The organism is Thermodesulfobacteriota bacterium, assembly GCA_040758155.1.
In the GTDB taxonomy this organism is placed as follows: Bacteria; Desulfobacterota; Deferrimicrobia; order Deferrimicrobiales; family Deferrimicrobiaceae; genus UBA2219.
The window spans coordinates 1-24,130 of sequence record JBFLWB010000174.1 but is presented as its reverse complement, the minus strand read 5'-3'; the positions used below and the strand labels follow the sequence as shown (position 1 = coordinate 24,130).

Genomic DNA, 24,130 nt, shown 5'->3' with positions numbered 1-24,130 from the left:
GCCGGGATGCACATGCCCATCGACAGCTTCTTCATCTCTCTCGCCGAGGAGATGAAGGACCGCGCGATCGGGATCATCCTCTCCGGCACGGCGTCGGACGGCGCCCTCGGGACCCGCAGGATCAAGGCGGAAGGGGGGATCACCTTCGCGCAGGACATGGAGAGCGCCCGTTATTCCGGCATGCCCGCCAGCGCCGTGGCCACCGGCGCCGTCGACTTCGTCATGAAGCCCGACAAGATCGTGAACGAGCTGATGCGCATCTCGAAGCACCCGTACGTGGCGAAGCGGCCGCCGGCCCAGGAGTCGAGCCGGGAGATGGCGGTCGACGGGAGCCCGGCGGAGCGGATTTTCGCCCTGTTGCGGGAATCCACGGACGTCGACTTCTCGCAATACAAGTTCGCGACCATCAGGCGGCGGATCCTGCGGAGGATGGCTCTCCACAAGATCGAGAAGGTGCCGCAATATGTCCGGTATCTCAAGGAGCGCCCGGGGGAGCGGCTCGCGCTGTTCGACGACCTGCTGATCGACGTCACGTCGTTTTTCCGGGACCCGGAGCTGTTCGAGGTCCTGAAAAACAAGGTGTACCCGCAGATCATGGAGAAACGCACCGGCTCGGAGCCGATCCGGATCTGGGTTCCCGGATGCTCGACGGGGGAGGAGGTGTACTCGATCGCGATCTCGCTGCTCGAGGCGATCGGGAAGGCGGCGGCCGTCACGCCGATCCAGATCTTCGGGACGGACCTGAACCAGCGGTCCATCGAGCAGTGCCGGGCCGGATACTACCCCGAGACCATCGCCGGAGAGGTGTCCGCGGAGCGCCTGCGCCGCTTTTTCGTCAAGGCGAACGGCGGCTACCAGATCGGGAAGCACATCCGGGAGATGTGCGTCTTCTCGCGGCAGAACCTCTCCAAGGACCCGCCGTTCTCCCGGCTGGACCTGCTGAGCTGCCGCAACGTCCTGATCTACATGAAGCCCACTCTCCAGCGGAAAGTCCTCCCCATCTTCCACTACTCCCTCAAGCCGAACGGCTTCCTGGTGCTGGGCACCTCGGAGACGGTCGGGGAGTTCACCGACCTGTTCGCCCCGGTGGATCACCGGCACAAGATCTACACGAGGAAGACGACGATCCTCCGTCCCGTGCTGGACTTCGGCACGATCCCGGGCGATACCGGCGCCCTGAACGCGGGCCCGGCGGGGATCGAGGCGAGCAGTCCCCCCAGCGTCGAGCGGCTGCAGCGGGAAGCGGACGCCCTCGTTGCGACGCAGTACGCGCCGCCCGGAGTCCTCGTCAACGAGAACCTCGAGATCCTGCAGTTCCGGGGCGACACGGGGCCGTATCTCGCTCCTTCGCCCGGCACGGCGAGCCTCAAGCTCTTCCGCCTCCTGAAGGAAGGTCTCGGTCCCGAGGTCCGGGTCGCCATCCAGAAGGCGAGGAAGCACCTTGCCCCCACGCGGAAGGAGCAGGTGACCCTGGACACGGGAGGACGGAAGATAAAGATCAACCTCGAGGTGCTTCCGTTCCGCACGGGAGGATCGGCGGAGCCGTATTTCCTCGTGCTGTTCGAAAATCCCGTGGAGCGGCGCATCCTCAAGGAGAAGGCCCCCGGCATTCCCGCGCGGGACGGGGCGGGCCGCGAGAAGGGGCCGAAGGCGAAGGAGACGTACGTCCGGCAGCTCGAGCAGGATCTCCAGTCGACGGTCGAATACACCCAGGCCGTCATCGAGGAGCACGAGGCGACGAACGAGGAGCTGCGCTCGGCGAACGAGGAGATCCAGTCGGCCAACGAGGAGCTCCAGAGCACGAACGAGGAGCTGGAAACCGCGAAGGAGGAGCTGCAGTCCGCCAACGAGGAACTGACGACCGTCAACGAGGAGCTTGCAAACCGGAACGAGGAGCTGGCGCAGATCAACAACGACCTGGTGAACCTCCTCGAAAACGTGAACGTCCCGGTCGTCATGGTGGGGCACGACCTGCGGATCCGCCGTTTCACGGTGCACGCGGAGACGATGCTCAAGCTGATCCCGGGAGACGTCGGCAGGCCCATCGGGGACATCCGGCTGAACGTCGACGTTCCCGACCTGGAAGCCAAGCTGCTGGACGTGATGCACTCGCTCCAGACCGTCGACATCGAGGTGGTGGGGAAGGACAAGCGGTGGTACACCCTGCGGATGCGGCCGTACAAGACGATCGACCACAAGATCGAGGGCGCCGTGATCACGCTGCTCGACATCGAGGCGGTCAAGCGGGCGCAGGCGCGCGTCGAGGAGCATACCCGGGTCCTGCGGGCGGTGATCGACATGGCCCGGGAGCCCATGATCGTTTTGAGGGACGACCTGACGGTCGAGCTGGCGAACCATGCCTTCTACGAGGAGTTCGGGGTGGATCCCGACGGGGCGGAAGGCGCCCGTGTCCACGAAGTCGACGGCCATTTCACGTCCGCGGAGTGGATGGACCGGCTGCACGATGCCCTCCGGACGGGGGAGACGCTCGATTTTTCCCCGTACGAGTACACCACGCGGGACGGCGTCCGGAAAAAGGGCCGCCTCAACGCGCTGCAGATCGAAGGGAGTCCGCGGGGGCTGATCCTCATCGCCATCCGGGTGGGGCCGGACGCGCTCCCTCCGGGCGGCGGTTCGTGAAGGAACGATGCGACGACGGGAGATCGATTCGGGGCCGTCCGGTCCGATGGGGCTGGTCGAGCTGGATATCAAGGGACGCATCCTCCGCGTAAACCTTGCGGCCGGCGCGATGCTCGGCGCCGACGGTTCCCTGACGAGCCTTCCCTTCTTCGTTTTCCTCGCCCGAGGCAACGTCGCCGCGTTCCTTTCCTGCCTGCGCCGCTGCCGGCAGGAGGGCGCGGTCCAGGGGATCGACCTGACGCTCTCCCCGCCGCGCGCGCCGTCGCGGGCGATCCATGTCCTGTGCGAACTTCACGACGATGCCGACGGGAAAGACCCGGTGTTCCGCCTCGCGATGTTCGACGTCACCGAACGCCGGGCCCGGGAGGACGGCCTGGAGCGGCAGGCGAACCTGCACGGCGTGGTCGCGGCGCTGGGCCGGCTCGCGCTGACCGATCCTCCCCTGCCGGATTTCCTCGATGCGGTGGTCAACGACGTCGCCGTGGCGTTGCGCGTCCCCCTGGTATGGATTCTCGAGCGGCGGCCCGACGGCTCCGGACTCGTTTCCCGTTCCGTACGGGGGTTCGGCGGCAGGAAAGGGTCCTTCGGGCTGAAAGGGGGGGAACATCCGGCCGCGGAGGCGGTACTCGACACGAAGGCGCCGGCCGTGTACCCGGACCTGAGGGTCGACCTCGGCGCCTGCCTGCCTCCCGTTCTCGCGCGTGCGGGGGCGAGAAGCGGGGCGATCGCCCCCATCCGGACGGAGGAAAGCGTCCCGTTCGGCACGCTCGAGGCCTACGACGCCCGCCTCTGGGCGTTCGGGCCGACGGATCGTGTGTTCCTCGAGTCCGTGGCCAACCTCGCCGGCTCCTTCATCGCCCGCCTGCGGTCGGCGCGGGAACTGGCCGATAGCGAGGAGCGGTTCCGCACGCTGGTCCACAGCGCGCCCGTGGGCTTCTGCATCCTCGACGGCGACCGGGCGATTTTCATGAATCCTTACCAGGCGGAGATCTTCGGGACCAGGGGGACCCCGGTTTCCTTGTCGGATATCGAGAAGGCGTTCCACGCTTCGGACGCGGTCCTGTTCCGGAAACGGTACGTTTCGATCCTGTCGGGCAAGTCCGAACCGCCGGACCTGGAACTCCGGATCCGGCGCCACCGGCCGGAAAGCGGGGAGGAGTTGCGCTGGGTGAGCGTGCGCATGACCCCCTTCCAATGGCTTGGAGCCCCGGCGGTCCTCGTCAGCATGTCGGACACGTCGAAAACGAAGGAGATGGAGCTCTTCACGCTGAAGCAGGAACGGATGGCGACGCTCGGCAAGGTGGCTTCCGGGATCGCCCACGAAGTGCGCAGCCCCCTGTCGGCGCTGAACGTCCTCGTCACCGGTATGAAGCGGGTCGTCGAGAACGCGGACGGCGTGGCGCCGGAAGCGCGCGATCCGATCCTGCGCATGATCGACAGGATCAACGACGCCTCCGGAAAGATCGAGAGCATCATCCGGCGCGCGCTCGACTTCACCCGCCCGCTGGCAGTCCCGATGGCGCCGCTGTCGGTCAACGAGGTGGTGCGGGAGGGGCTGGCGATCGCCGAATCCATGCTGGCCCGGAACGGGGTCGAGGTCCTTGCGTCGCTCCGGGAAGACCTCCCTCCGTGCCGGGGAGACAAGCGCCTCCTGGAGCAGGTCCTCCTGAACCTGCTGTCCAACGCGGTCCAGGCGATGGAGGGGCGGAACGGCGAGCGCAGGATCCGGGTGACCTCCGCCATGGAGAACGGCGAGATCGCGATCACCGTCGCGGATACGGGGCCCGGCATTCCCGAAGAGCTCCGGGATAAGGTGTTCGAGCCGTTTTTCACCACCCGTGGCAGCGGAACCGGGATCGGCCTGAGCATAAGCCGAAAAATCGTCACGGAACACGGCGGCACCCTCCGGGCCGGGACGTGCGAAGGAGGGGGGGCCCTCTTTACAATCCTTCTCCCGCCGCTTTCGGCCGTTTCTTCGGGGTGACGAATCTTCCGCGGCGAAGTACTACTGGGATGTGTTACTGTATTTAAAACAGGTTCCTTGGGGAGGGACCGGCCAGGTGACGTCAGCCTCGCGTCGGAACGGGCTATGCATAGCCCTGATATCGATCGTTTCGCTCGCCGCAGCCGGATGCCGTCCGGGCGCGGATCGCAATGCCTCGACCCCTCCGGTCCGTATGGCCCTTGCGATATCGCCCACGGCGAACGCCTCGCTGGTCGCCATCGCTCATGAAAAGGGTTTTTTCAAGGACGAAGGCATCGAAATATCGCTGGCGACGAAGGATTCCGGGCGCGACTCCCTCGAAGCGGTTTCCCGAGGGAAAGTCCAGGCGGCCACCGCGTCCTGCTTCGCATTCTCCACGAGGGCCCTGAACGATCCTTCCCTCCGGGTCCTCGCTTCCATCGGGGCGACGACCGGTAGCCGGATCGTGGCGCGAAAGGACCGGAACATCCGGAAGCCCTCCGATCTGAAGGGAAAGCGGATCGGTTACGTTTCCGATACGATCAGCGAATATTATCTGCATTCCTTCCTCGTCACGGAAAACCTCCGGATCGGGGATGTCAAGGCCGTGGATCTTCCGGCGGGACGGCATGCGGAAGCGCTGGCCCGGGGAGAGGTGGACGCGATCTCGGCGTCCGAGTTTTACGCCTACCGGGCGGAACGGCTCCTCGGAGAGAACGTCGTGGCCTGGGACTGCCAGAACAACATCGCTTACCAGTGGCTCCTCGTGGTCCGGGAGGACTCCCTCCAGTCTCCCGAACCGTTGAAAAGGCTCCTGAAAGCGCTGATCCGGGCGGAGAATTTCACGCGCGCCAACGAGGAGGAGGCGAGAGGGATCGTCGTCCGCAGGCTGGGCGTCGATCCCGACTACGCGCAGGAGGCATGGAACAGGACGCACCTCGACGTCTCCCTGAGCCAGTCCGTCGTCACGAACCTCCGGGTCTTCACGCGGTGGCGGATGCGGCGATCGGGGCAGGACGGGAAGCCGCCCGACGTCCTTGAGTACCTTTCCCCCGGGATCCTGGACGAAGTGGCGCCGGAATCCGTCACGGTGTACCGGTAGAGGCCATGCGGACCCGGACCCGGATCCTGCTGACCGTGTTCATGACGATGGCCGTATCCGTCCTCGTCGTCGCCATCGTCTACTTCCTCCTTCGCGACTTTCGCAGGGAGACGGAGATGGTCAAGGCCTACGGCGAAATTCGGGCGAAAGCCAATGCGCTGGGGCACCTCGCCGCGGAGGTCCAGGGGGAACCGGACCCGGACCGCATCCGCCAGCTCCGGGACGTGCGGGCGTCCCTCGACAAGCGCCTCGAAGCGATCGTTCCTTCGGACGTCAGGGAGAAGTACCACCTCCGGCAGATCCGGCTGAGCACGCAGGAGATCGAGAGCGCCCTGAAAAGCCTCGTCGCGTTGTCCGCCCGGCCGGAGGACGAAGCGGCGATCGAGCGCTCCGAGCTGCTCCTCGCCAACCTCGCCATGCAGGCGCAACTGATCTCCGACGACGTCCGGCACCTCTCCAGGTTCAGCGAAGACCGGATGAGAGCCTCGCGCAGAGGCGCGATCTTCCTGGCGCTCTCGTTGATCGTCGGCCTCCTCTCGGTGAACGCCGCGGTCTCCTATTTCATCGGCCGGAAGATCGTCAGGGCGGAGGAGGGGCTGCGGCGCGCGCTGGACAAGGCCGAGGAGGGCGACCGCCTGCTCTCGGCGTTCATGGAATACGTGCCGGAAGGGATCGTGATCACGGATGCGTCGCTGCAACCGACGATCATCAGCGCCGAGGTCCGGGAGCGGCTCCGATTCCTGGAGGGCGCCCGAAACGGGAAGGCCGAGGCGGCGGCGGAGGCGTGGAACGCGTTCCATGCCGACGGGACAACGCCCATGACGTTCGAGGAGATTCCTCTGGTGCGCTCCGTCCGGGACGGCGAGGTCGTCCGGGACGCGGAGATCGTCCAGTTCGACGCGCGCGGGGAGCGCGTGTCGCTGCTGTGCTCGGCGGGGCCGATCCGCGACGGGGCGGGCCGGATCGTCGGCGGCATCGCCGTCGCGCGCGACATCTCCGCGCGCCGTCACGTCGAGGAGGCGTTGCGGCGGCTGTCGCAATTCCCGGAGGAGAACCCCAATCCCGTGATGCGGTGCACCATCGGCGGCTCGCTGCTGTACGCCAACGCGCCTTCGCTGCGCCTGCTGTCGGCGATGGGATGGCGTTCCGGTTCGCAGGTTCCCGACGCCTTGCGCGGGGTCGTCGCCGAAGCCGGCGCCGTGAACCGGGTCGTCCACGAGGAGGTTTCCGACGCGGATGGACGGACCTTCGGCGTGACGGCCGTCCGCCCGGCGGGCGAGGAGTACGTCAACATCTACGCCGCGGAGATCACCGCCCTCAAGGAAGCGGAGGCGGCGGTGCGCGCGAGCGAGGAGAGCGTTCGGCGGAAGCTGGAGAGCGTGCTTTCGCCGGAGGGCGACCTGGGCGTCCTCTCGCTGGCGGACCTGATCGACATCCCCGCGCTCCAGAGCATCCTCGACGATTTCTACGCGGTGGCGGGAATCCCGATGGCCCTCATCGACACCGCGGGGCGCGTGCTGGTGGGCGTGGGGTGGCAGGACATCTGCGTGCGCTTCCACCGGATGCACCCTGTCACCTCGCGGGCCTGCGTGGAGAGCGACACCGTCCTGTCGGCAGGCCTCGCGCAGGGCGAGTGCCGGCTGTACAAGTGCAAGAACGACATGTGGGACATGGCCACGCCCGTTTACGTGGGGGGAAAGCACGTCGGGAACGTCTTCACCGGGCAGTTCTTCTTCGACGGCGAAGCGGTCGACCGGGAGATCTACCGCTCGAAGGCCGGCGCGCTGGGCTTCGACGAGGCCGAGTACCTGGCGGCTCTGGACCGCGTACCGCGGCTGAGCCGGGAGAGCGTGGACCGCGGCATGGAGTTCATCCGGAAGCTCGCGGACATGCTGTCGACGCACGGGTTCAGCAACGCCAAGCTCGCCCGGCTGCTCGCGGAGCGGGACCGCCTGAACGAGTCGCTACGGGAGAGCCGCGCGAAGCTGGACGCGGCCATGAACAGCATGACCGACGCCGTGTTCATTGTCGACGCGGAAGAGCGGGTCATCCACTTCAACCAGGCCTTCACGACGTTCCACCGGTTCCGAAACGGGGACGATTGCGCCAGGTCCATGGCCGAGTACAGGGCGATCCTCGATCTTACGCTGGAAAACGGGGAACCGGCTCCCGCGGACATGTGGGCGGTCCCTCGCGCCCTTCGGGGCGAAACGGTCTCCAATGCCGAGTACACCGTGCGCCGGAAGGACACGGGCGACAGCTGGGTCGGAAGCTACAGCGTCGGTCCCATCCGCGACGAGAGAGGGGCGATCGTCGGGGCGGTGGTGGACGCCCGGGACGTCACCGAGCGGAAGCGGGCGGAGGACGCGCTGCGGGCGAGCGAGGAGCGCCTGAGGGCGCTGCTCGGGGAAAAGGAAGTGCTGCTGAAGGAGATCCACCACCGGGTGAAGAACAACCTGCAGGTCATCTCCAGCCTGGTCGCGCTGCAGGCCGACTCGGCGAAGGACGCCTCCGTCCGCTCCATCCTCCAGGACGTGACCCACCGGGTGCGCTCCATCGCCATCGTCCACGAAAAGCTGTACCAGACCGCCGATCTCGCGCGGATCGAGTTTTCCGAGTACGCGGAGAGCCTGCTGGATTCCCTCTGGCGTTCCCTCGGGGCGGCGCGCGCCGGAATCCGGCTTTCCAAGGACATGGAGCCGGTCTGGCTCCCGGTGAACACGGCGGTTCCGTGCGGCCTCATCCTGAACGAGCTGGTCAGCAACGCGCTGAAGCACGCCTTTTCCGGCCGGACCGACGGCGAGGTCCTCGTTTCGCTCCACGGCGACGGGCAGGGAGGAGAGGTGACGATGGCCGTCAGGGACGACGGCGTCGGGCTGCCGGAGGGGTTCGACCTGGGCCAGACCCGGTCGCTGGGGCTGCGGCTGGTGCACATGCTCTCGAAACAGCTGCGCGCCGATGTGAACTTCGAGAGCGGCGCGGGAACCGCATTCACGATCACGTTCGGGAGGGACGGCGAATGAGCGGCCCCACCATCCTCATCGTGGAAGACGAGGCCATCGTCGCGGCCGACCTGGAAGGAAAGCTGGGCCGCCTCGGATACGAGGTGATCGGCATCGCTTCCGACGGCGGGGAGGCCGTGGAGGCGGCGCTGCGCCTGCGGCCGCAGCTCGTCCTGATGGACATCAAGCTGGAAGGGGACGTGGACGGGATCGACGCGGTGCGGGCGATCCGGGAACGATACGACGTGCCGGTGATCTACCTGACCGCCCATTCCGACGCCGCGACGATCTCGCGCGCCAAGGTCACGGGACCGGCCGGCTACGTCCTCAAGCCGTTCGAGGAGCGCGACCTGGTGGCGCAGATCGAGCTGGGCCTCTATAAACATCAGGCGGACCGGCGGCTCGAGGAGCAGCGGGAATGGCTGCGCGTCACCCTCACCAGCATCGGGGACGCGGTGATCGCCACCGACGCCTCCGGAAGGGTCGCCTTCATCAATCCCGTGACCGCGGCGTTGACCGGCTGGACGGTCGAGGAGGCGGCGGGACGGCCCATCGCCGAGCTGTTCCGGATCGTCGACCAGAGGACCGGGCAGCCGGCGCCGGATCCCGTGGCGCGCGTGCTGCGCGAAGGCATGCCCGTTACGCTTTCCAACCACACGGCGCTCCTGACCCGGGAAGGGCGCGCCGTTCCCATCGAGGACAGCGCGTCGCCGATCCGGGACGCGGCCGGACGGATGATCGGCGCGGTGCTGGTGTTCCACGACGTCACGGAAAAGCGCCGCGCCGAGGCGGAGCGGCAACGGGCCGTCGCGGAGCTGGAGAAGCGGACCCGCGAGCTGAACGCGATCCTTTCCTCGGTGCAGGACTACCTCTACATCCTCGACCCCGAGGGACGCTTCGCCTTCGCGAACCGGAAGCTCCTCGACCTCTGGGGCAGGACCGCGGAGCAGGCGATCGGAAAGACCATGCGCGAACTGGACTACCCGGAGGTGGTGGAAGCCGCCTTCCGGGAGGCGATGGAAAAGGTGCTGCGGACGAAGGAGGTCGTCGTGAACGAGACATGCTACGTGAGCCCCGCAGGCGTCCGGGGGACCCACGAGAACATCCTCGCGCCGATGCCGGGTCCCGACGGGCGGTTCACGTTCGTCGTGGGCTCCAGCCGGGACGTCAGCGAGCGAAAAGACGCGGAGATGAAGCTCGCCAGGCTGGCCGAGGACCGCGAGCTCGCGCTCGAGGCGTTGCGGCGCAGCGAGGAGGACCTCGTCCGCGCGCAGGCCGTGTCCCGGACGGGGAGCTGGCGGCTGGACGTCCGCCGGAACGAGCTGTTCTGGTCCGGGGAAGCGCACCGGATCTTCGGCGTCCCGGCGGGGACGCGGCTTTCGTACGAATCCTTCCTCTCGACCGTGCACCCCGACGATCGCGATTACGTCGACATGAAATGGACGGCCGCGCTGCGGGGAGAATCCTACGACATCGAGCACCGGATCGTCGTGGGCGGGAACGTGAAGTGGGTCCGGGAGAAGGCGGAGCTGGAATTCGATGCCCGGGGGGCCCTGCTCGGCGGGTTCGGGACCGTCCAAGACATCACGGAGCGCAGGCGGATGGAGGAGGCGCTCCGGGAATCGCTGGCGGAGAAGAAAGCGCTCCTCGCGGAGCTGGCGGCGCGGGCATGACCAAGAAAGTGCTCATCGTGGAAGACGAGGCCATCCACGCCATGGCCCTCGCGGATGTGATCCCGCTGCAGGGCATCGGCGTCGCGGGCGTCGTGGACAACGGCGAAGAAGCCGTGCGCGCGGCGGAGAGGCTGGGTCCCGACGTCGTCCTCATGGACGTCCGCATCCGCGGTTCGATCGACGGGCTGGGCGCCGCACGGGAAATCGCCGGGCGCCTCAAGATCCCGGTGATCTTCATGACCGGACTGGAAGACCCGGAAACGCTCGCCAAGGCAAGGGAGGTGCACCCGCTCGCCATCCTTGCGAAGCCGCTGGACGTCGACCTCCTGGTGGAATTGCTGCATCGGGTATAACGCCGCTTTTCGCGATTTCGATCACGTTTCGGGTACTGTTACATTTCCGTAACGCAACGTGGTTCCTAAAGACGTGCAATTCCGCGAAATACCGAGCGGTATGACGATTGCTTGTTTCCCGGAAATGGAAGGGACTTTAAGGACGCGCATTCGCGCCTTTATGCTGCCGGTTGCGATATTCATCGCCGTCTCCGATTGCGGCGGAGGAGGAAGCTCCTCCGCGGTCCAGGCACCCCTCCCGGGCGACCCTCCAGGCGGCACGCCGGCCGTTCCCGACCTTGGAGCGAACGCAAGTTTGCGTGGCGCCCGCCCGTTCCCGGACGACAACCCGTGGAACACGCCCATCGATCAGGAGCCGGTTGACCCGGCCTCCGACGCGATCATCGACCGCATCGGCAGGAACGCCCATTTCCATCCGGACTTCGGCGCGGACTGGAACGGCGGTCCGTTCGGGATCCCGTACATCGTCGTGTTGGGAGACACCCCCGGCGTGCCCGTTTCGTTCCAGTACGCAGAGGAAAGCGATCCGGGCCCGTACCCGATCCCTCCCGGCGCTCCGATCGAGGGCGGGGCGGATTCGCAGGGGGACCGGCACATCCTCGTGATCGACCGGGACCACTGGACGTTGTTCGAGCTGTTCGCCGCGTACCCGTCCGGAGCGGGTTTCACCGCGGGCTCCGGCGCCGTGTTCGACCTCGGTTCGAACGCGCTGCGCCCCGCGGGCTGGACCTCCGCCGACGCGGCGGGATTGCCGATCTTCCCGGGGCTGGTCCGATACGACGAGGTGACGGAACAGGGGGTCATCCGCCATGCCCTGCGCTTCACGGCGTCCCGCACCCGCCGCGCCTACGTGAACCCCGCCCGTCACTTTGCCAGCGCTTATACGGATGCCGATCTGCCGCCCATGGGGATGCGCGTCCGCCTCAAGGCGGGATTCGACATCACGGGATTTCCCCCGAGCGCCCGCGTGATCCTCCAGGCGCTCAAGACCTACGGCATGATCCTGGCCGACAACGGGAGCAGCTGGTACCTCTCCGGGGCGCCGGACCCCCGCTGGAACGACGGGGAGCTGAACACGCTGAAAACGCTGACGGGGACCGACTTCGAGGTCGTCCGCATGGGGCCGATTACCACACAATAGCGGCACTTCCCTCAACGGCAATGACATGCAGGATCAGAATCCCGCTATAAGACAGGTAAGGGCATTGCGAAGACGGGGAATCGTTTCGCTCCCCGCTGTCATCTTTTCAGGAAAATGCGGAGGGCACCCGGACATGAGGAGGAATGCGCTTGTTCCGTTGTTCGTCGTAATCCTCGTGGTCGTGACGGCGGCGGTCCACGCTTCCGGGGGGGCCGCGGACCCGGCCATCCCTCCCGGCGAGGCCGGCGCCAAGATGGCGCTGGAGCGGTCTCCCCGGCACCACGAATGGGTCGATATCGCCGTTCCCGAAAGCGGCGCAAAGGCCGCGGCGTTCGTCGCATACCCCGAGCGGAAGGACAAGGCGCCGGTCGTCCTGGTGATCCACGAGATCTACGGCCTGACCGACTGGATCCGGTCGGTCGCGGACCGGCTCGCCGCGGACGGATTCATCGCCGTCGCTCCCGATTTCCTGTCGGGAAAGGGGCCGGGCGGAGGCGGGACCGACAAGTTCGCCTCCCGGGACGACGTCGTGAAGGCGGTTCGCAGCCTCGGTCCCGCGGACGTCGCCGCGGTCCTGGACGCCGCCGCGCGCTACGGGAAGGCGCTGCCGGCCGCTACTGGGAAGGTCGCCACCATGGGGTTTTGCTGGGGCGGGGCGCAGAGCTTTTCGTACGCCACGATGCGGGCCGACCTCGGGGCCGCGGTGGTCTTCTATGGAACATCCCCCGACAACAGCGCGCTGGCGGCGATCCGCGCGCCCGTGCTCGGCTTATACGGCGGAGACGACGCCCGCGTCAACGCGACGGTGGGTCCGGCCATGGCGAGGATGAAGGAGCTGGGCAAGTCCTTCACGGAGCACACCTATCCGGGCGCGGGGCACGGTTTCCTGCGGGCGCAGGACGGCAGGGACGGAGCGAACCTCGCCGCATCGCGAAAGGCATGGAAGGAAGCGGTCGAACATCTGAAGAAGCACCTCTGATGCTCAGGATTCATGTGGGGAGCGGTCGAACCGTTCCCGCCTGGCGCAGGAACTCGTCCGGCTCGCTCGTGGGCGCCATGCAGGTACGCCCTTCGCAGACATACGCGGTAACCCGGCCGCCCGCGGTTTCCTTTTCGCGGACCGTCGGGATGATCTCCGCCGCCTGCTCCTGCTCCCGTCCCTCCCGCACTATCGCCAGGACCCGGTTCGGGAGGAACAGGCCGCGAAACGCGGAGAGGAGAGGCGCGGCATCGCCCTTCGCCGCACCCTTCGGCACGACGACGACGATCTGTTTGGGCGTGTCGAGGAAGAAGTCGAGCGCAAGCAGCATCTCGGAGAGCGAGATCGGGCTGCCGTTCAGCGTCGGCGCCGCATAACGGAGCGTCTTTTCCGCGCGCTCCCGGTATCGCGGATCCGTCGTGTACTCATGGAGCCGGAGGAGGTTCATCACTGCGACCGAAGACCCGGCTGGCTCCGCGCCGTCGTACATCGGCTTTTCCCTGACGAGCAGCTCCTCGTGACCGGGCGCGGTCAGGTAGAATCCGCCGCGCTCCGTGTCCTCGAACCGCTCCTCGATGACGGCATCCAGAGCGACCGCCTCGGACAGCCACGACGGGTCCGCGGAGGCCTCGTACAGGTCCAGGAATCCCGCGACGAGGAACGCGTGATCCTCCAGCAGGGCGGGATGCCTCGCCTCCCCGTCCTTCCATGTCCGGTACAGCCGCCCGTCCCGGAAGGCATTTTCCAGCAGGAACCGCGCGGCCCGGCACGCCCGCTCGACGTAGCCGGGATCGTCCAGCACGAGCCCCGCGCGGGCGTAGGCGGAGATCGCCAATCCGTTCCACGCGGTCAGGATCTTCTCGTCCCGGATCGGGGCGGGCCGACGGTTCCTCACGCGGTATAGTTCCTCCTTCGCCTCCAGGAGGACGCCCTCCAGTTCCGATTCCGGAATCCCTAGCTGCCGTGCTGCTGCGGCCGAAGGGGATGATACGTGGAGGATCGAGCGCCCCTCGAAATTCCCGCTGCCGGTCACCCCGTAATACCGGGAGACGATCCGGGCGCGTTCCGGACCCAGCGCCTCATCCAGCTCCGCCGGCGTCCACGTGAAGAAGGCCCCTTCCTGCCGGGGGCCGCCATCGGCGGGACTGTCCGCGTCGGTGGCGGAGTAGAACGCGCCTTCCGGCGAGGTCATGTCCCGCTCGATGAAGCGCAGCGTCTCCCGCGCGACCCGCGCGAAATCGCTCCGGCCGGCGGCCTGGTATCCTTCCAGGTAGGCGGGGACCAGGAGCGCGTTGTCATAGAGCATCTTCTCGAAATGGGGAATGAGCCACGTCCGGTCCGTCGAATATCGGTGGAATCCTCCCCCCACGTGGTCGCAGATCCCCCCGGCGGCCATCGCCTCGAGCGTCCTCCGCGCCATGTCGAGATACGTCCCGTCTCCCGTGCGCCGGTGGTACCGGAGAAGGAAGCGGACGGGAAGATGGCTGGGAAATTTCGGGACCGAGGCCATCCCTCCGTATTCGTCGTCGAAACGCTCGCGGTAGAAGCGCGCCGCGTCGTTCATCGGTCCGGCGCCGGGAAGGTCGTCCCCGCCTTCCGGCGACAGCGAGCGGCGGACGAATTCCGTAGCCCTCCCGCAGATATCCTCGACCTCCGAATGCATGGAGGAATAGCTGTCCGACAGCGCCGCCAGGATCTCGAGGAAACCGTTTCCCAGCCCGGGGCGGGCGTCCCGCGGGGGAAAGTAGGTGCCGCCGAAGAACGGCTTCCGGTCCGGTGTCAGCCACACGCTCAGCGGCCATCCGCCGGTCCCGGAGAAACCCTGGACGGCCTTCATGTAGATCGCGTCCACGTCGGGGCGCTCTTCCCGGTCCACCTTCACGGCGACATAGCGCTCGTTCAGGAACCGGGCGATCTCCTCGTCCTCGAACGATTCCTCCTCCATGACGTGGCACCAGTGGCAGGTGGAATAGCCGATGCTGACGAACACGGGGCGGTCGAGCCGCCGGGCCCGCTCGAACGCCTCGTCCCCCCAGGGATACCAGTCGACCGGATTGTGCGCGTGCTGGAGAAGGTAGGGGCTTGTTTCGAGGAAAAGCCGGTTCGTGTATCTCGCCCGGCCGTCCGCCCCGAGATGGCGCGTCCTCGGGCGATACTCCGCGCCGCGGGCCCGCAACGCCCGCGCGTAGCGGTCGAGCAGCTCAGGGTCAGCCCCGGGCGAGCCGGGAGGAGCACTGTACGACGGCATTTTTTCCATTGAAATAAGATTCCGCGGCCCCCGGCGGGGATTCCCCCGCCCAACGGACCGACAGGATACGGCGCCCCCGGATAACGGGACGCAAGCGGATCGAAAATACGTTGACATTGACATCGCGATGGCACATCTTTATGGTGAAATGTGAAATTTCACGGCAGCCGGAACGGCTTGGAGGGTCGAAAATGTTCGAGGGACTCCTGGACATTCCCCGCAACCCCGGCCTGAACGACCTGGTATATGACGCTCTGAAATCCGCCATCCTCCAGCACGAGATCCCGAACGGATCCCGCCTGGACGTGAACCAACTCGCCAGGAAATTGGGCGTCAGCCGGACCCCCGTCAACGATGCGATCCAGCGGCTGTCGGTGGACGGACTGATCGCCGTCGTCCCGCGGCGCGGCACGTTCGTCGCCAGGATGGAGGCGAAGGACATCCACGACCTCCTGGACGTCCGGCTGATGTTCGAACTCCGGGCGGCCGAACTGGCGATCGGGCGGATCGATGACGGGCGGCTGCGGTCGCTCGAGGAGATACTGGTCCGGCTGGACGACCTGCTGGCGGCCCCGAAACTCGATTTCATCCAGTACAGCAAGCTGGACATCAAGCTGCATATGCAGCCGATCCTCTGGGTGAACAACGAAAAGCTGACCCGTCTGTACAAGGCCCAGAATTTCCAGTGGTACATGACGCGGCTCCGGAAGAACACGGCCGGCCAGAGGGAGCATTGGGAGATCTTCGATGCCTACAGGTCCGGGTCCCTGGAGGAAGTGAAGAGTGCGCTCACGAGGCACATCGAGGCCGGCAAGATCGGCGTGACGGAGTTCCTGAAGGAAACCGACCGCCGGGAGCGTTCGCAATGACGATCCAGGAGCGCAGGGCGGCCGTCCTCGCGATTCTATTCGGTGCCGCGGTCGTTTCCTACACGATCGCCACGCTACAGGTGGGCTCCGTCCGCAAGCCGGGCCCCGGGATGTTCCCCGCGGTCTGCGGCGCCGGCATCGTTGCCGTCGCCGGGTTCTGGCTGGCGGGAAGCCTGAAGCGGAAAGCCGGCTCCAGCCCGTTCTGGACGAAGGGGAGCTGGAAGGTCCCGCTGATCGCCGTCTTCCTGATGTTGGTCTACACCGCCACCATGGAACGGCTCGGCTACACCCTATCCACGCTGGTCTTCCTCGTCGTGTGGCAATCGCTGATCGAACGGGAACCCTGGGTCAAGACGATGATCGTCTCCGCCCTCGCCTGCCTGTTCATGTACCTGATCTTCGTCTATCTGCTTCGGGTATCGGTGCCGAAGGGATTCGTCGGTTTCTAGGGGGCGGGGACCATGGAAACGTTCCAGGGGCTGCTGAACGGTTTTTCCGTCGCCTCGAGCGGCACCAACCTGCTCTACTGCTTTCTCGGCTCCATGCTGGGAACCGCGGTGGGCGTTCTGCCCGGGCTGGGGCCTGCGGCGACCATCTCCCTGCTCCTGCCCATGGTTCATACGATGGGCAGCCCGGCGACCTCCATCATCTTTTTGGCGGGGATCTTCTACGGGGCGATGTACGGCGGCTCCACCACGTCCATCCTGATGCGGCTGCCCGGGGAGGCCGCGTCGGTGGTCACCTGCATCGACGGCTACGAGATGTCGAAGCAGGGCAGGGGCGGCGCGGCGCTCGCGGTGGCCGCAATCGGGTCTTTCATCGCCGGCACGGTCGGGGTCGTCGGCCTGACCTTCCTCGCTCCCCCGCTGGCCGAGTTCGCGCTCCGCTTCGGCGCTCCCGAATACTTCGCCCTGATGCTGTTCGGCCTCCTGCTGGCGGTCTTCCTTTCGGGACATTCTCCGATCAAGGGCACGATCATGATGTTCGCGGGGATCATCCTGGCCAACGTGGGGCTCGATCCCATTTCCGGCAAGGAACGTTTCACGTTCGGCTTCGTCGCCCTGCAGAACGGCTTCGACTTCGTCACGCTGGCGATCGGGGTGTTCGGCCTCAGCGAGATCCTGTTGACGCTGGAGCGGAAGGACGCGGTCGAGTACGCGACCACGAAGATCGGCAAGCTCTTTCCGACGGCGAAGGACTGGGCGGAGTCCCGGTGGGCCATTTTCCGGGGCTCGCTGATCGGATTCTTCGTCGGCGTCATTCCCGGCGGGGGGGCCGTCATCGCGTCCCTGGCGTCCTACTCGGTGGAGAAGCGGGTCGCAAAGAATCCCGACGAATTCGGGAAAGGGGCCATCGCCGCCGTCGCCGGCCCCGAATCGGCCAACAACGGCGCCTCGAACTCGTCCTTCATCCCTCTCCTCACGCTGGGCATCCCGGCCAACGCCTCCACGGCGCTGATCTTCGCGGCCCTGCTGATCCAGGGGGTCACGCCGGGCCCGTTCCTGATCTCGAACAACCCCGACATCTTCTGGGGCGTCATCGCCTCCATGTACATCGGCAACGTCATCCTGCTGATCCTGAACCTGCCGCTGGTCGGCGTATGGGTGCAGCTGCTGAAGGTTCCCTTCGGCATCCTCGGCCCCGTCATCGTGTTGTTCACGACGGTGGGCTGCTACAGCCTGGCCAACGACACCTTCAACATCTACGCATTCATCGCCTTCGGCGTCCTGGGATACCTGCTGAGGAAACTGGACTTCGAACCGGGGCCCATGATCATGTCCTTCATCCTCGCCCCGCTGATCGAGAACTCCCTGAGGCAGTCGCTGCTGATGTCACGGGGAAACCTGTCCATATTTCTGACACGGCCGATCTCGGGCACGCTGATGGCCCTCTTTTTCATCGCGCTCGCAGTCCAGCTGTATGTCGGATGGAGGAAAAGGAAGACCGCGGACGCCGGGCAGGCCGTCGGGGGACTCACGGAAAACGGGTAGCACGTCAACCACGGGACAAGGAGAGGAGGAAGGGGCATGGGCATTCGAATTCGCAGCGGAATGGCGATCGTCGCCGCGCTGGCGCTCGCGGGGGCGATCGTTGTCGCCGGAGGGGCGGAGGCGGCGGGATGGGTGCCGAAGGAGCCGGTGACGGTGATCGTCCCGGGCGCGGCCGGCGGTTCCACGGACCTGCTGGGGCGCGCGGTGGAGAAGGTGTGGTCGAAGTATTGCCCGCAGCCGCTGCTGGTCGTCAACAAGACCGGCGGAGGCGGCGTCGTCGGCGCGACCGCCGTGGCGCGGGCGAAGCCGGACGGCTACACCCTCGCCCTGGGATACGGCTCCGGCCACGACCTGGTCATGCCGCACATCCAGAAGGTCGAGTACAATCCGTTCCGCGACCTCGAGCCGGTGGCCCGGCTGTCGATCCATACGGTCGTGGTGCTGGTCCCGGCGAGCTCGCCGGCAAAGAACATGAAGGAACTGATCGACCTGGCGAAAAAGGAGAAGCGGCCTCTCACCGCCTCGGTGGGACTGACCGCCGGCGCCGTCGACCTGGTCATCCGGGGGATCGCCTCCACCACCGGGATCGAGATCACCTCGATTCCCCACAAGGGCGGCGCGGAGGCCATGACCACCCTGATGGGCGGCCAGACCGACATGGGAGGTGGGCATCCCTCCGAGGTCATCGTCCCGCTCAAATCGAACCGGGTCCGGGCCATCGCGATCGCGACCCCGGATCGCGACCCGTCCCTTCCGGACGTTCCCACCCTGATCGAGCAGGGGATCAGGTTCCACACCTGGGGGTCGGTGAAGGGGATCGCAGTCCCCAAGAACACGCCGAAGGAAGTCATCGCCTACTACGCCGACGTGTTCAAAAAGGTCTGCGCCGATCCGGATTTCCGGAAGTCGATGCAGGAGATCTCCCAGCCGGTGCTCTACCTGGGGCCGGAAGATTTCGGCAAGTTCATGGTCCAGGCCTCCGGGGATTACGGCAAGCTCGTGAAACAGCTTGGGTTGGAGCCGAAATAGCGGTTCGGAAATCCGATGAATATGTCGGCGAAAGGTAAAAGCGGGCGAGTGCCGGTCGTGACGGGGATGCAGGTCATCCCCGTCGCCGGCCGGGACAGCATGCTGCTGAACCTGTGCGGCGCGCACGGCCCGTTTTTCACCCGGAACGTCGTGCTGCTTTCGGACAGTTCGGGGCGCACCGGGGCCGGCGAGGTCCCCGGGGGCGAGGGGATCCGCCGGACGCTGGAGAAGGTCAAGCCGCTGGTGGTCGGCCGACCGATCGGCGCTTTCAACGACATCGTCAACGGCGTGCGGAGCCGGCTGACGGGGGGGGGCGCGGCGGCGGTCCGATCCATCGTGCACGAGGTGGCCTCCGAAGGCGAGGCGGCGGTCCTTGCGCAGCCGCACGAGATCAACCTCCGCGCGGACAACGTTCTCACTGCGATCGAAGCGGCGTTGCTGGATCTGCTCGGACAGTTCCTGGAGATGCCGGTCGCCGCGCTGCTGGGCGCCGGGCAGCAGCGGGACGCCGTGAAAATGCTGGCGTACCTTTTCTACATCGGCGACCGGGGCAGGACCGATCTTCCTTACCATGCCGATCCCGGCGCCGGGGACGGGTGGCTGCGGCTGCGCAACGAGCCTGCCCTGACGCCCGGTGAAATCGTCCGCCTCGCCGAGGCGGCGCACGAGCGGTACGGGTTTGCGGATTTCAAGCTGAAGGGCGGCGTGATGGACGGCGCCTCCGAGATGGAAGCCGTGGCCGCCCTGGCGCGGCGTTTCCCCGGCGCCCGCGTCTCGCTCGACCCGAACGGGGCATGGTCGCTGGACGAGGCGGTCCGGATCTGCCGCGGCCGGCAGGACGTGCTGGCGTACGCCGAGGACCCGTGCGGCCCGGAGAACGGCTACTCGGGCCGGGAAGTCATGGCGGAGTTCCGCCGCGCCGCCGGGATCCCCACGGCGACGAACATGGTCGCAACCGACTGGCGGCAGATGGGGCATTCGGTCCGCCTTGACGCCGTCGACATCCCGCTGGCGGACCCGCACTTCTGGACCATGCAGGGGTCGGTGCGGCTCGCGCAGGTCTGCCAGGAATGGGGGCTGACCTGGGGGTCGCACTCCAACAGCCATTTCGACATCTCTCTGGCGATGTTCACGCACGTGGCGGCCGCCGCCCCGGGGCGGATCACCGCCATCGATACCCACTGGATCTGGCAGGAGGGTCGGGAGCGCCTGACCCGGGAACCGTTCCGGATCGCCGCGGGGATGGTGGAGGTTCCGAAGAAGCCGGGGCTGGGCGTGGAGATCGACATGGGCCGGATCGGGGAGGCGCACGAACTCTACAGGAAAGTAGGGGCGGGGGCGCGGGACGACGCCGCGGCCATGCGGATCCTGATCCCAGGCTGGAGCTACGATCCCAAGCGGCCCAGCATGGTGCGCTGACCGGCGCGTACCCCTTAAACCGCTCCCAGCACGGCGTCGGCGACTTCGTTCGCCTGGGCGTCGGTCATCTCCGGGAAGATGGGCAAAGACAGGCAGCGGGACGCGGTCTCCTCGGCGACGGGGAGCGAGAGGCCGCGGCATTCCGCGGCGAACACCTCCTGTTTGTGGAGGGGCACCGGATAGTAGACGGCCGAGGCGATCTCGCGGCCGGCCAGCGCCTTCATGACGGCGTCGCGGCGCTCCGTCAGCACCGTGTACTGGTGATAGACGTGGGTTCCCCTGCCGTCCTCGGCGGGAGGGACCACCGGCGTGCCCGTGAAGCGTCCGGAGTAGAGCCGGGCGACGCGGCGGCGCCCCTCGTTGAAGGAGTCGATCCGCTTCAGCTTAACGCGCAGGACGACCGCCTGCAGCTCGTCGAGACGGCTGTTGAACCCGATGACGGAGTGATGGTACCGCACCTTGCTCCCGTGGTTGCGCAGCATCCGCACGTTCTCCGCCAGCTCCGGGGAATCGGTCGTGACCATCCCGCCGTCGCCGTAGCAGCCGAGGTTCTTGCTGGGGAAGAAGCTGAAGGCGCCGAGGAGCCCGAAGGTGCCCGTCATGCGCCCGCCGGCGGCCGCGCCGAAGGACTGGGCGCAGTCCTCCACGACGAGGAGCCCGCGCTTCCGGCAGATCTCCCCGATGGCGGCCATGTCCGCGGGCTGCCCGAAAAGGTGCACCGGAAGGACGGCGCGGGTCCTGGGGGTGAGCGCCGCCTCGACCTTCGACGGATCGAGATTGAAGGTGCCCGGGTCGATGTCCGCGAAGACCGGCATCGCTCCCACGTAGCGGATGGCTTCCGCGGTGGCGATGAAGGTGAACGGCGAGGTGACGACTTCATCCCCGGGACCTATCCCTGCGGCGAGGAGGGCGAGATGCAGCGCGTCCGTCCCGGAAGCCACGGCGACGGCGTGCTTCGCCCCGAGGTAGGCGGCCGCCTCCCGCTCGAAGTCCGCCACGTTGGGCCCGAGGATGAACTGCGTTTTCTCCAGCGCTTCGAGCAGGCCGCCGTCGATTTCGCCCCGCAGGTTCCGGTACTGGGTCTTCAGGTCGACCATCGGAATCATGGGGACACCTTCAGGAAGTTTTTGTTGATCATCAGCGCGATCTCCAGCGCCATCCGGCCGTCCCTGCCGGAAACCTTCGGGGGGGCGCCCGTCGCGACGGAACGGAGGAAGGAGGAGATCTCCTCCCGGAGCGCATCGCCCGGCTCGAAGCTCTTCTCCTCCACCAGGACGTTGGGCACGCCGGGCATCATTTCCCCTTCCCCCCGGCGCGCCACCAGCAGCTTGCGGTTCTGGAAATCGACGGAGACGTAGGCGTCGGCCTGGAAGATCCGCGTCTTGCGCTCGCTCTTTAAACTGATGCGGCTCGCGGTGACGTTGGCGACGCAGCCGTTCTCGAACTCGATGCGGGCGTTGGCGATGTCTTCTTCCCCCGTGAAGACCGGCGCTCCGACCGCGTGGATCGTCTTGACTTCGGACCCCACGATGGTGCGGATGATGTCGATGTCGTGGATCATCAGGTCCAGGACGACGTTCACGTCGGTCCCGCGCGGCTTGAACGGGGCGATGCGGACGGACTCCACGAAGCGGGGGCGGCGGAGGACCCCGTCGAGCGCCAGGACCACCGGGTTGAAGCGCTCCAGGTGCCCCACCTGGAAGACGACCCCTTTTTGGCCCGCGATCCGGACGAGATCGTCGGCCTCCTCGAGCGTCGCGGCGATCGGCTTCTCCAGGAGGACGTGGACCCCGCTTTCGAGGAACTCCTTCGCGACCTCGTGGTGGTGTTGGGTGGGCACCACGACGCTGACCGCGTCGACCCGGTCGATGACCTCCCTGTAGTCTACGAAGGCCCGGGTCCCCAGTTTCCGGGCCAGCTCCTCGCACCGTCCGCGGTCGATGTCGACCACCGCGACGAGCTCCGCGTCGGGGAGCTCCGCGTACTTCTCGGCATGGAAACGGCCGAGGTACCCGACCCCCACGACCGCCGCCCGGATCTTCCGCATCGACGAGACGCACCTCCCTAAGGAATCGACCGCCGGCCCGGAATATACCATAGTTGCCGCTCCTGCGGCCCTTACTTGCCGTGGACGCTTTCGTAGACTTCCCGGGAGATGTCGACGGGGGTCATGATCTCGTTGTAGCGGGGATTCTTCCCCTTGAAGTTGTAATAGTTGTATTCCTGCCCTTCGACGACCCGCTCTCCCTCCCGGCTCAGCCCCCAGTGGTCGGATTTGTAGAGGGCGCCCCCTTCCGCCTCGGACACCCATTCCTGTTCCCCGCGGATGTAGCCGGTCCGCTTGTAGTCGATGTACTCCTGGCTCTTCTGCCGCTCCCGATAGGCAGCCATCGAGCTTTCCCGGATCTCCCCGGCGTTCCGGGCGACCATTTCGGAGGTCTGCCGGGCCATCCGGCGCACTTTCTCCATCCCCTCCCGGACGTACTTGTCCGCGAACTGCCGGTCGACGCTGTAGCTCTCGGCCATCCGGGCGAGCGTCGGCAGGTAGCCGGCCAGCTCCTTCTGCGGCGCCCAGATCCCGATGACGTTGATCCCCCATTGGCCGGAAGGCATGGGATGGAACCCGGTCACGTCATAGTATCCCCGGCACGGGACGCCGGTCCGGCTGTCGAAGGCGATCGACGCGACCTCGATGTCGACGCCCCTTTTCAGGAAGGCGGATGCCTCGCGCGCCCGTCCCGGATCGGATGCGCGCTCGATCACCTTGTGGTTCCTCGACCCCCACGCCCGCATCCCCAGGATCAGCGCGTCCGCCGGGGGGAGATACGGGGACCGGATCGTCCCCGGAACGTTCGGAGCCTGGAAATAGGGGAGCCGCGACGGTCCCCGGAATTCGACCGGCGCGGCGATGAAGCCGGCGATGCCGTCTCCCGGCGGCACGCAAAGAAGCTGCCCCTTTCCCGCGTCCAGCTTCCAGCCCTTCGGCGCCAGGATGCTGCAGGAGCCGTCTTTCGCCGTCCTTTTCTCCAGCGGGAGCTCCGCGATCCCGGGCGCCCGGCGGGGCGGAGGAGCTTCCTTCCCGCGCGCGGACGGATCGAGGATCGTAAAGTTCGATATCACCGAGAGCAGGGTGGGCCTGATCCGCTCGATCTCCTTCTCCGGCGCGACGTACCCGAACGCGGTGGCGTCGGGGTACTTCGCGTTGAAATAGTACCTCCCGCGCATCGGGACGTTCCGGGCGCCCGCGTACCGGAATTCCGCTACCGCGCGGCGGCGGTCCGCTGTGCTCCTGGCCCACTCCAAGGTCCATCCGGATGCGCCCGCGCGCAGCTCCTTCAAGGTCCGGGAAGCGATCGCGGCGGCTTTCTCGCCGGGGTCCCGCATCTTCCGGATCCGCAGGAAGACGGCCGAGTCGCCGCCGGGATCCGTCACCGCGACGGCCTTCCCCCCTTCGATCGCGCGCGACTCCACCCGCCATCCCGGCGGTTTGTACAGCGCGAACGAGCCGTCGGGATCGACGTGCTTCTCCATCGCAACAGGGGGAGATCCCTTGGGGGCGGCGGCCGCAGGAGAGAGCGGGAGGGGAAGGAACCACAGGAGCGCCGACAGGAACGAAAGGGCCAGGGCAGGCATCGTTCGCCTCCGCCACCCGCGATGGCGGGCCGGCCCGGGACGGCGGTCTCCCGCCGCCCCGGGCATGTCCGGCGGTTATTTCACGGTG

Annotated in this window: 17 protein-coding genes; 13 read left to right on the top strand and 4 right to left on the bottom strand. The window is 66.9% G+C overall.

What is annotated here, in order from left to right:
• The 8 genes from AB1346_12090 to AB1346_12055 form a co-directional block, all read left to right on the top strand.
• Positions 1-2,640, top strand: a 2,640-nt coding sequence (locus tag AB1346_12090) for a CheR family methyltransferase (protein ID MEW6721182.1), incomplete at its 5' end; no start/stop codon positions are given.
• Positions 2,641-2,647: 7 nt separating this feature from the next.
• Entirely contained in the window at positions 2,648-4,624 is a 1,977-nt protein-coding gene (locus AB1346_12085) for an ATP-binding protein (GenBank protein MEW6721181.1), read from the top strand.
• Positions 4,625-4,817: 193 nt separating this feature from the next.
• Positions 4,818-5,705 (top strand): NrtA/SsuA/CpmA family ABC transporter substrate-binding protein, encoded by an 888-nt coding sequence (locus tag AB1346_12080; GenBank protein ID MEW6721180.1) that lies wholly within the window; start codon positions 4,818-4,820, stop codon positions 5,703-5,705.
• A 5-nt stretch (positions 5,706-5,710) separates the two neighbouring features.
• Entirely contained in the window at positions 5,711-8,728 is a 3,018-nt protein-coding gene (locus AB1346_12075; GenBank protein ID MEW6721179.1) for a PocR ligand-binding domain-containing protein, read from the top strand.
• Positions 8,725-10,380 carry a PAS domain S-box protein gene (locus tag AB1346_12070; GenBank protein ID MEW6721178.1) on the top strand — a complete coding sequence of 552 codons (1,656 nt, stop codon included), beginning with the start codon at positions 8,725-8,727 and terminating at the stop codon, positions 10,378-10,380. Before AB1346_12075 ends, AB1346_12070 begins: the two co-directional genes overlap by 4 nt.
• The gene (locus AB1346_12065) at positions 10,377-10,733 is read left to right on the top strand and encodes a response regulator (protein ID MEW6721177.1); all 357 of its coding nucleotides are present in this window, start codon (positions 10,377-10,379) and stop codon (positions 10,731-10,733) included. Before AB1346_12070 ends, AB1346_12065 begins: the two co-directional genes overlap by 4 nt.
• A gap of 295 nt (positions 10,734-11,028) precedes the next feature.
• A complete protein-coding gene (locus tag AB1346_12060; protein MEW6721176.1) occupies positions 11,029-11,874 on the top strand; it encodes a hypothetical protein in 846 nt (281 codons plus the stop codon).
• 133 nt (positions 11,875-12,007) lie between these two features.
• Entirely contained in the window at positions 12,008-12,853 is an 846-nt protein-coding gene (locus AB1346_12055) for a dienelactone hydrolase family protein (protein ID MEW6721175.1), read from the top strand.
• Between the two features lie 10 nt (positions 12,854-12,863).
• Here AB1346_12055 and AB1346_12050 read toward each other — a convergent pair whose 3' ends face one another.
• Entirely contained in the window at positions 12,864-15,101 is a 2,238-nt protein-coding gene (locus AB1346_12050; GenBank protein MEW6721174.1) for a thioredoxin domain-containing protein, read from the bottom strand.
• A gap of 191 nt (positions 15,102-15,292) precedes the next feature.
• Here AB1346_12050 and AB1346_12045 point away from each other — a divergent pair, with 191 nt between their 5' ends.
• The 5 genes from AB1346_12045 to AB1346_12025 are packed head-to-tail and all read left to right on the top strand — an operon-like array spanning position 15,293 to position 20,409.
• A complete protein-coding gene (locus tag AB1346_12045; GenBank protein MEW6721173.1) occupies positions 15,293-15,970 on the top strand; it encodes a GntR family transcriptional regulator in 678 nt (225 codons plus the stop codon).
• A complete protein-coding gene (locus tag AB1346_12040) occupies positions 15,967-16,419 on the top strand; it encodes a tripartite tricarboxylate transporter TctB family protein (GenBank protein MEW6721172.1) in 453 nt (150 codons plus the stop codon). The genes AB1346_12045 and AB1346_12040 overlap by 4 nt, the downstream gene beginning before the upstream one ends.
• A gap of 12 nt (positions 16,420-16,431) precedes the next feature.
• The gene (locus AB1346_12035) at positions 16,432-17,961 is read left to right on the top strand and encodes a tripartite tricarboxylate transporter permease (GenBank protein ID MEW6721171.1); all 1,530 of its coding nucleotides are present in this window, start codon (positions 16,432-16,434) and stop codon (positions 17,959-17,961) included.
• A 36-nt stretch (positions 17,962-17,997) separates the two neighbouring features.
• Positions 17,998-18,990 (top strand): tripartite tricarboxylate transporter substrate binding protein, encoded by a 993-nt coding sequence (locus AB1346_12030; protein MEW6721170.1) that lies wholly within the window; start codon positions 17,998-18,000, stop codon positions 18,988-18,990.
• Between the two features lie 15 nt (positions 18,991-19,005).
• Positions 19,006-20,409, top strand: coding sequence for an enolase C-terminal domain-like protein (locus AB1346_12025; GenBank protein ID MEW6721169.1), 1,404 nt, complete (start codon positions 19,006-19,008; stop codon positions 20,407-20,409).
• 14 nt (positions 20,410-20,423) lie between these two features.
• On the opposite strand, the gene AB1346_12020 is transcribed toward AB1346_12025, so the two are convergent.
• From AB1346_12020 to AB1346_12010, 3 genes are all read right to left on the bottom strand, one after another.
• On the bottom strand, positions 20,424-21,515 hold the full coding sequence (locus AB1346_12020) for a DegT/DnrJ/EryC1/StrS family aminotransferase (protein MEW6721168.1): 1,092 nt from the start codon (positions 21,513-21,515) through the stop codon (positions 20,424-20,426).
• Positions 21,512-22,456, bottom strand: a complete 945-nt coding sequence (locus tag AB1346_12015) for a Gfo/Idh/MocA family oxidoreductase (GenBank protein MEW6721167.1) — start codon at positions 22,454-22,456, stop codon at positions 21,512-21,514. Before AB1346_12015 ends, AB1346_12020 begins: the two co-directional genes overlap by 4 nt.
• 71 nt (positions 22,457-22,527) lie before the next feature.
• Complete coding sequence (locus tag AB1346_12010; protein ID MEW6721166.1) at positions 22,528-24,042, bottom strand: hypothetical protein; 1,515 nt, start codon at positions 24,040-24,042, stop codon at positions 22,528-22,530.
• Between the last annotated feature and the right edge of the window lie 88 nt (positions 24,043-24,130).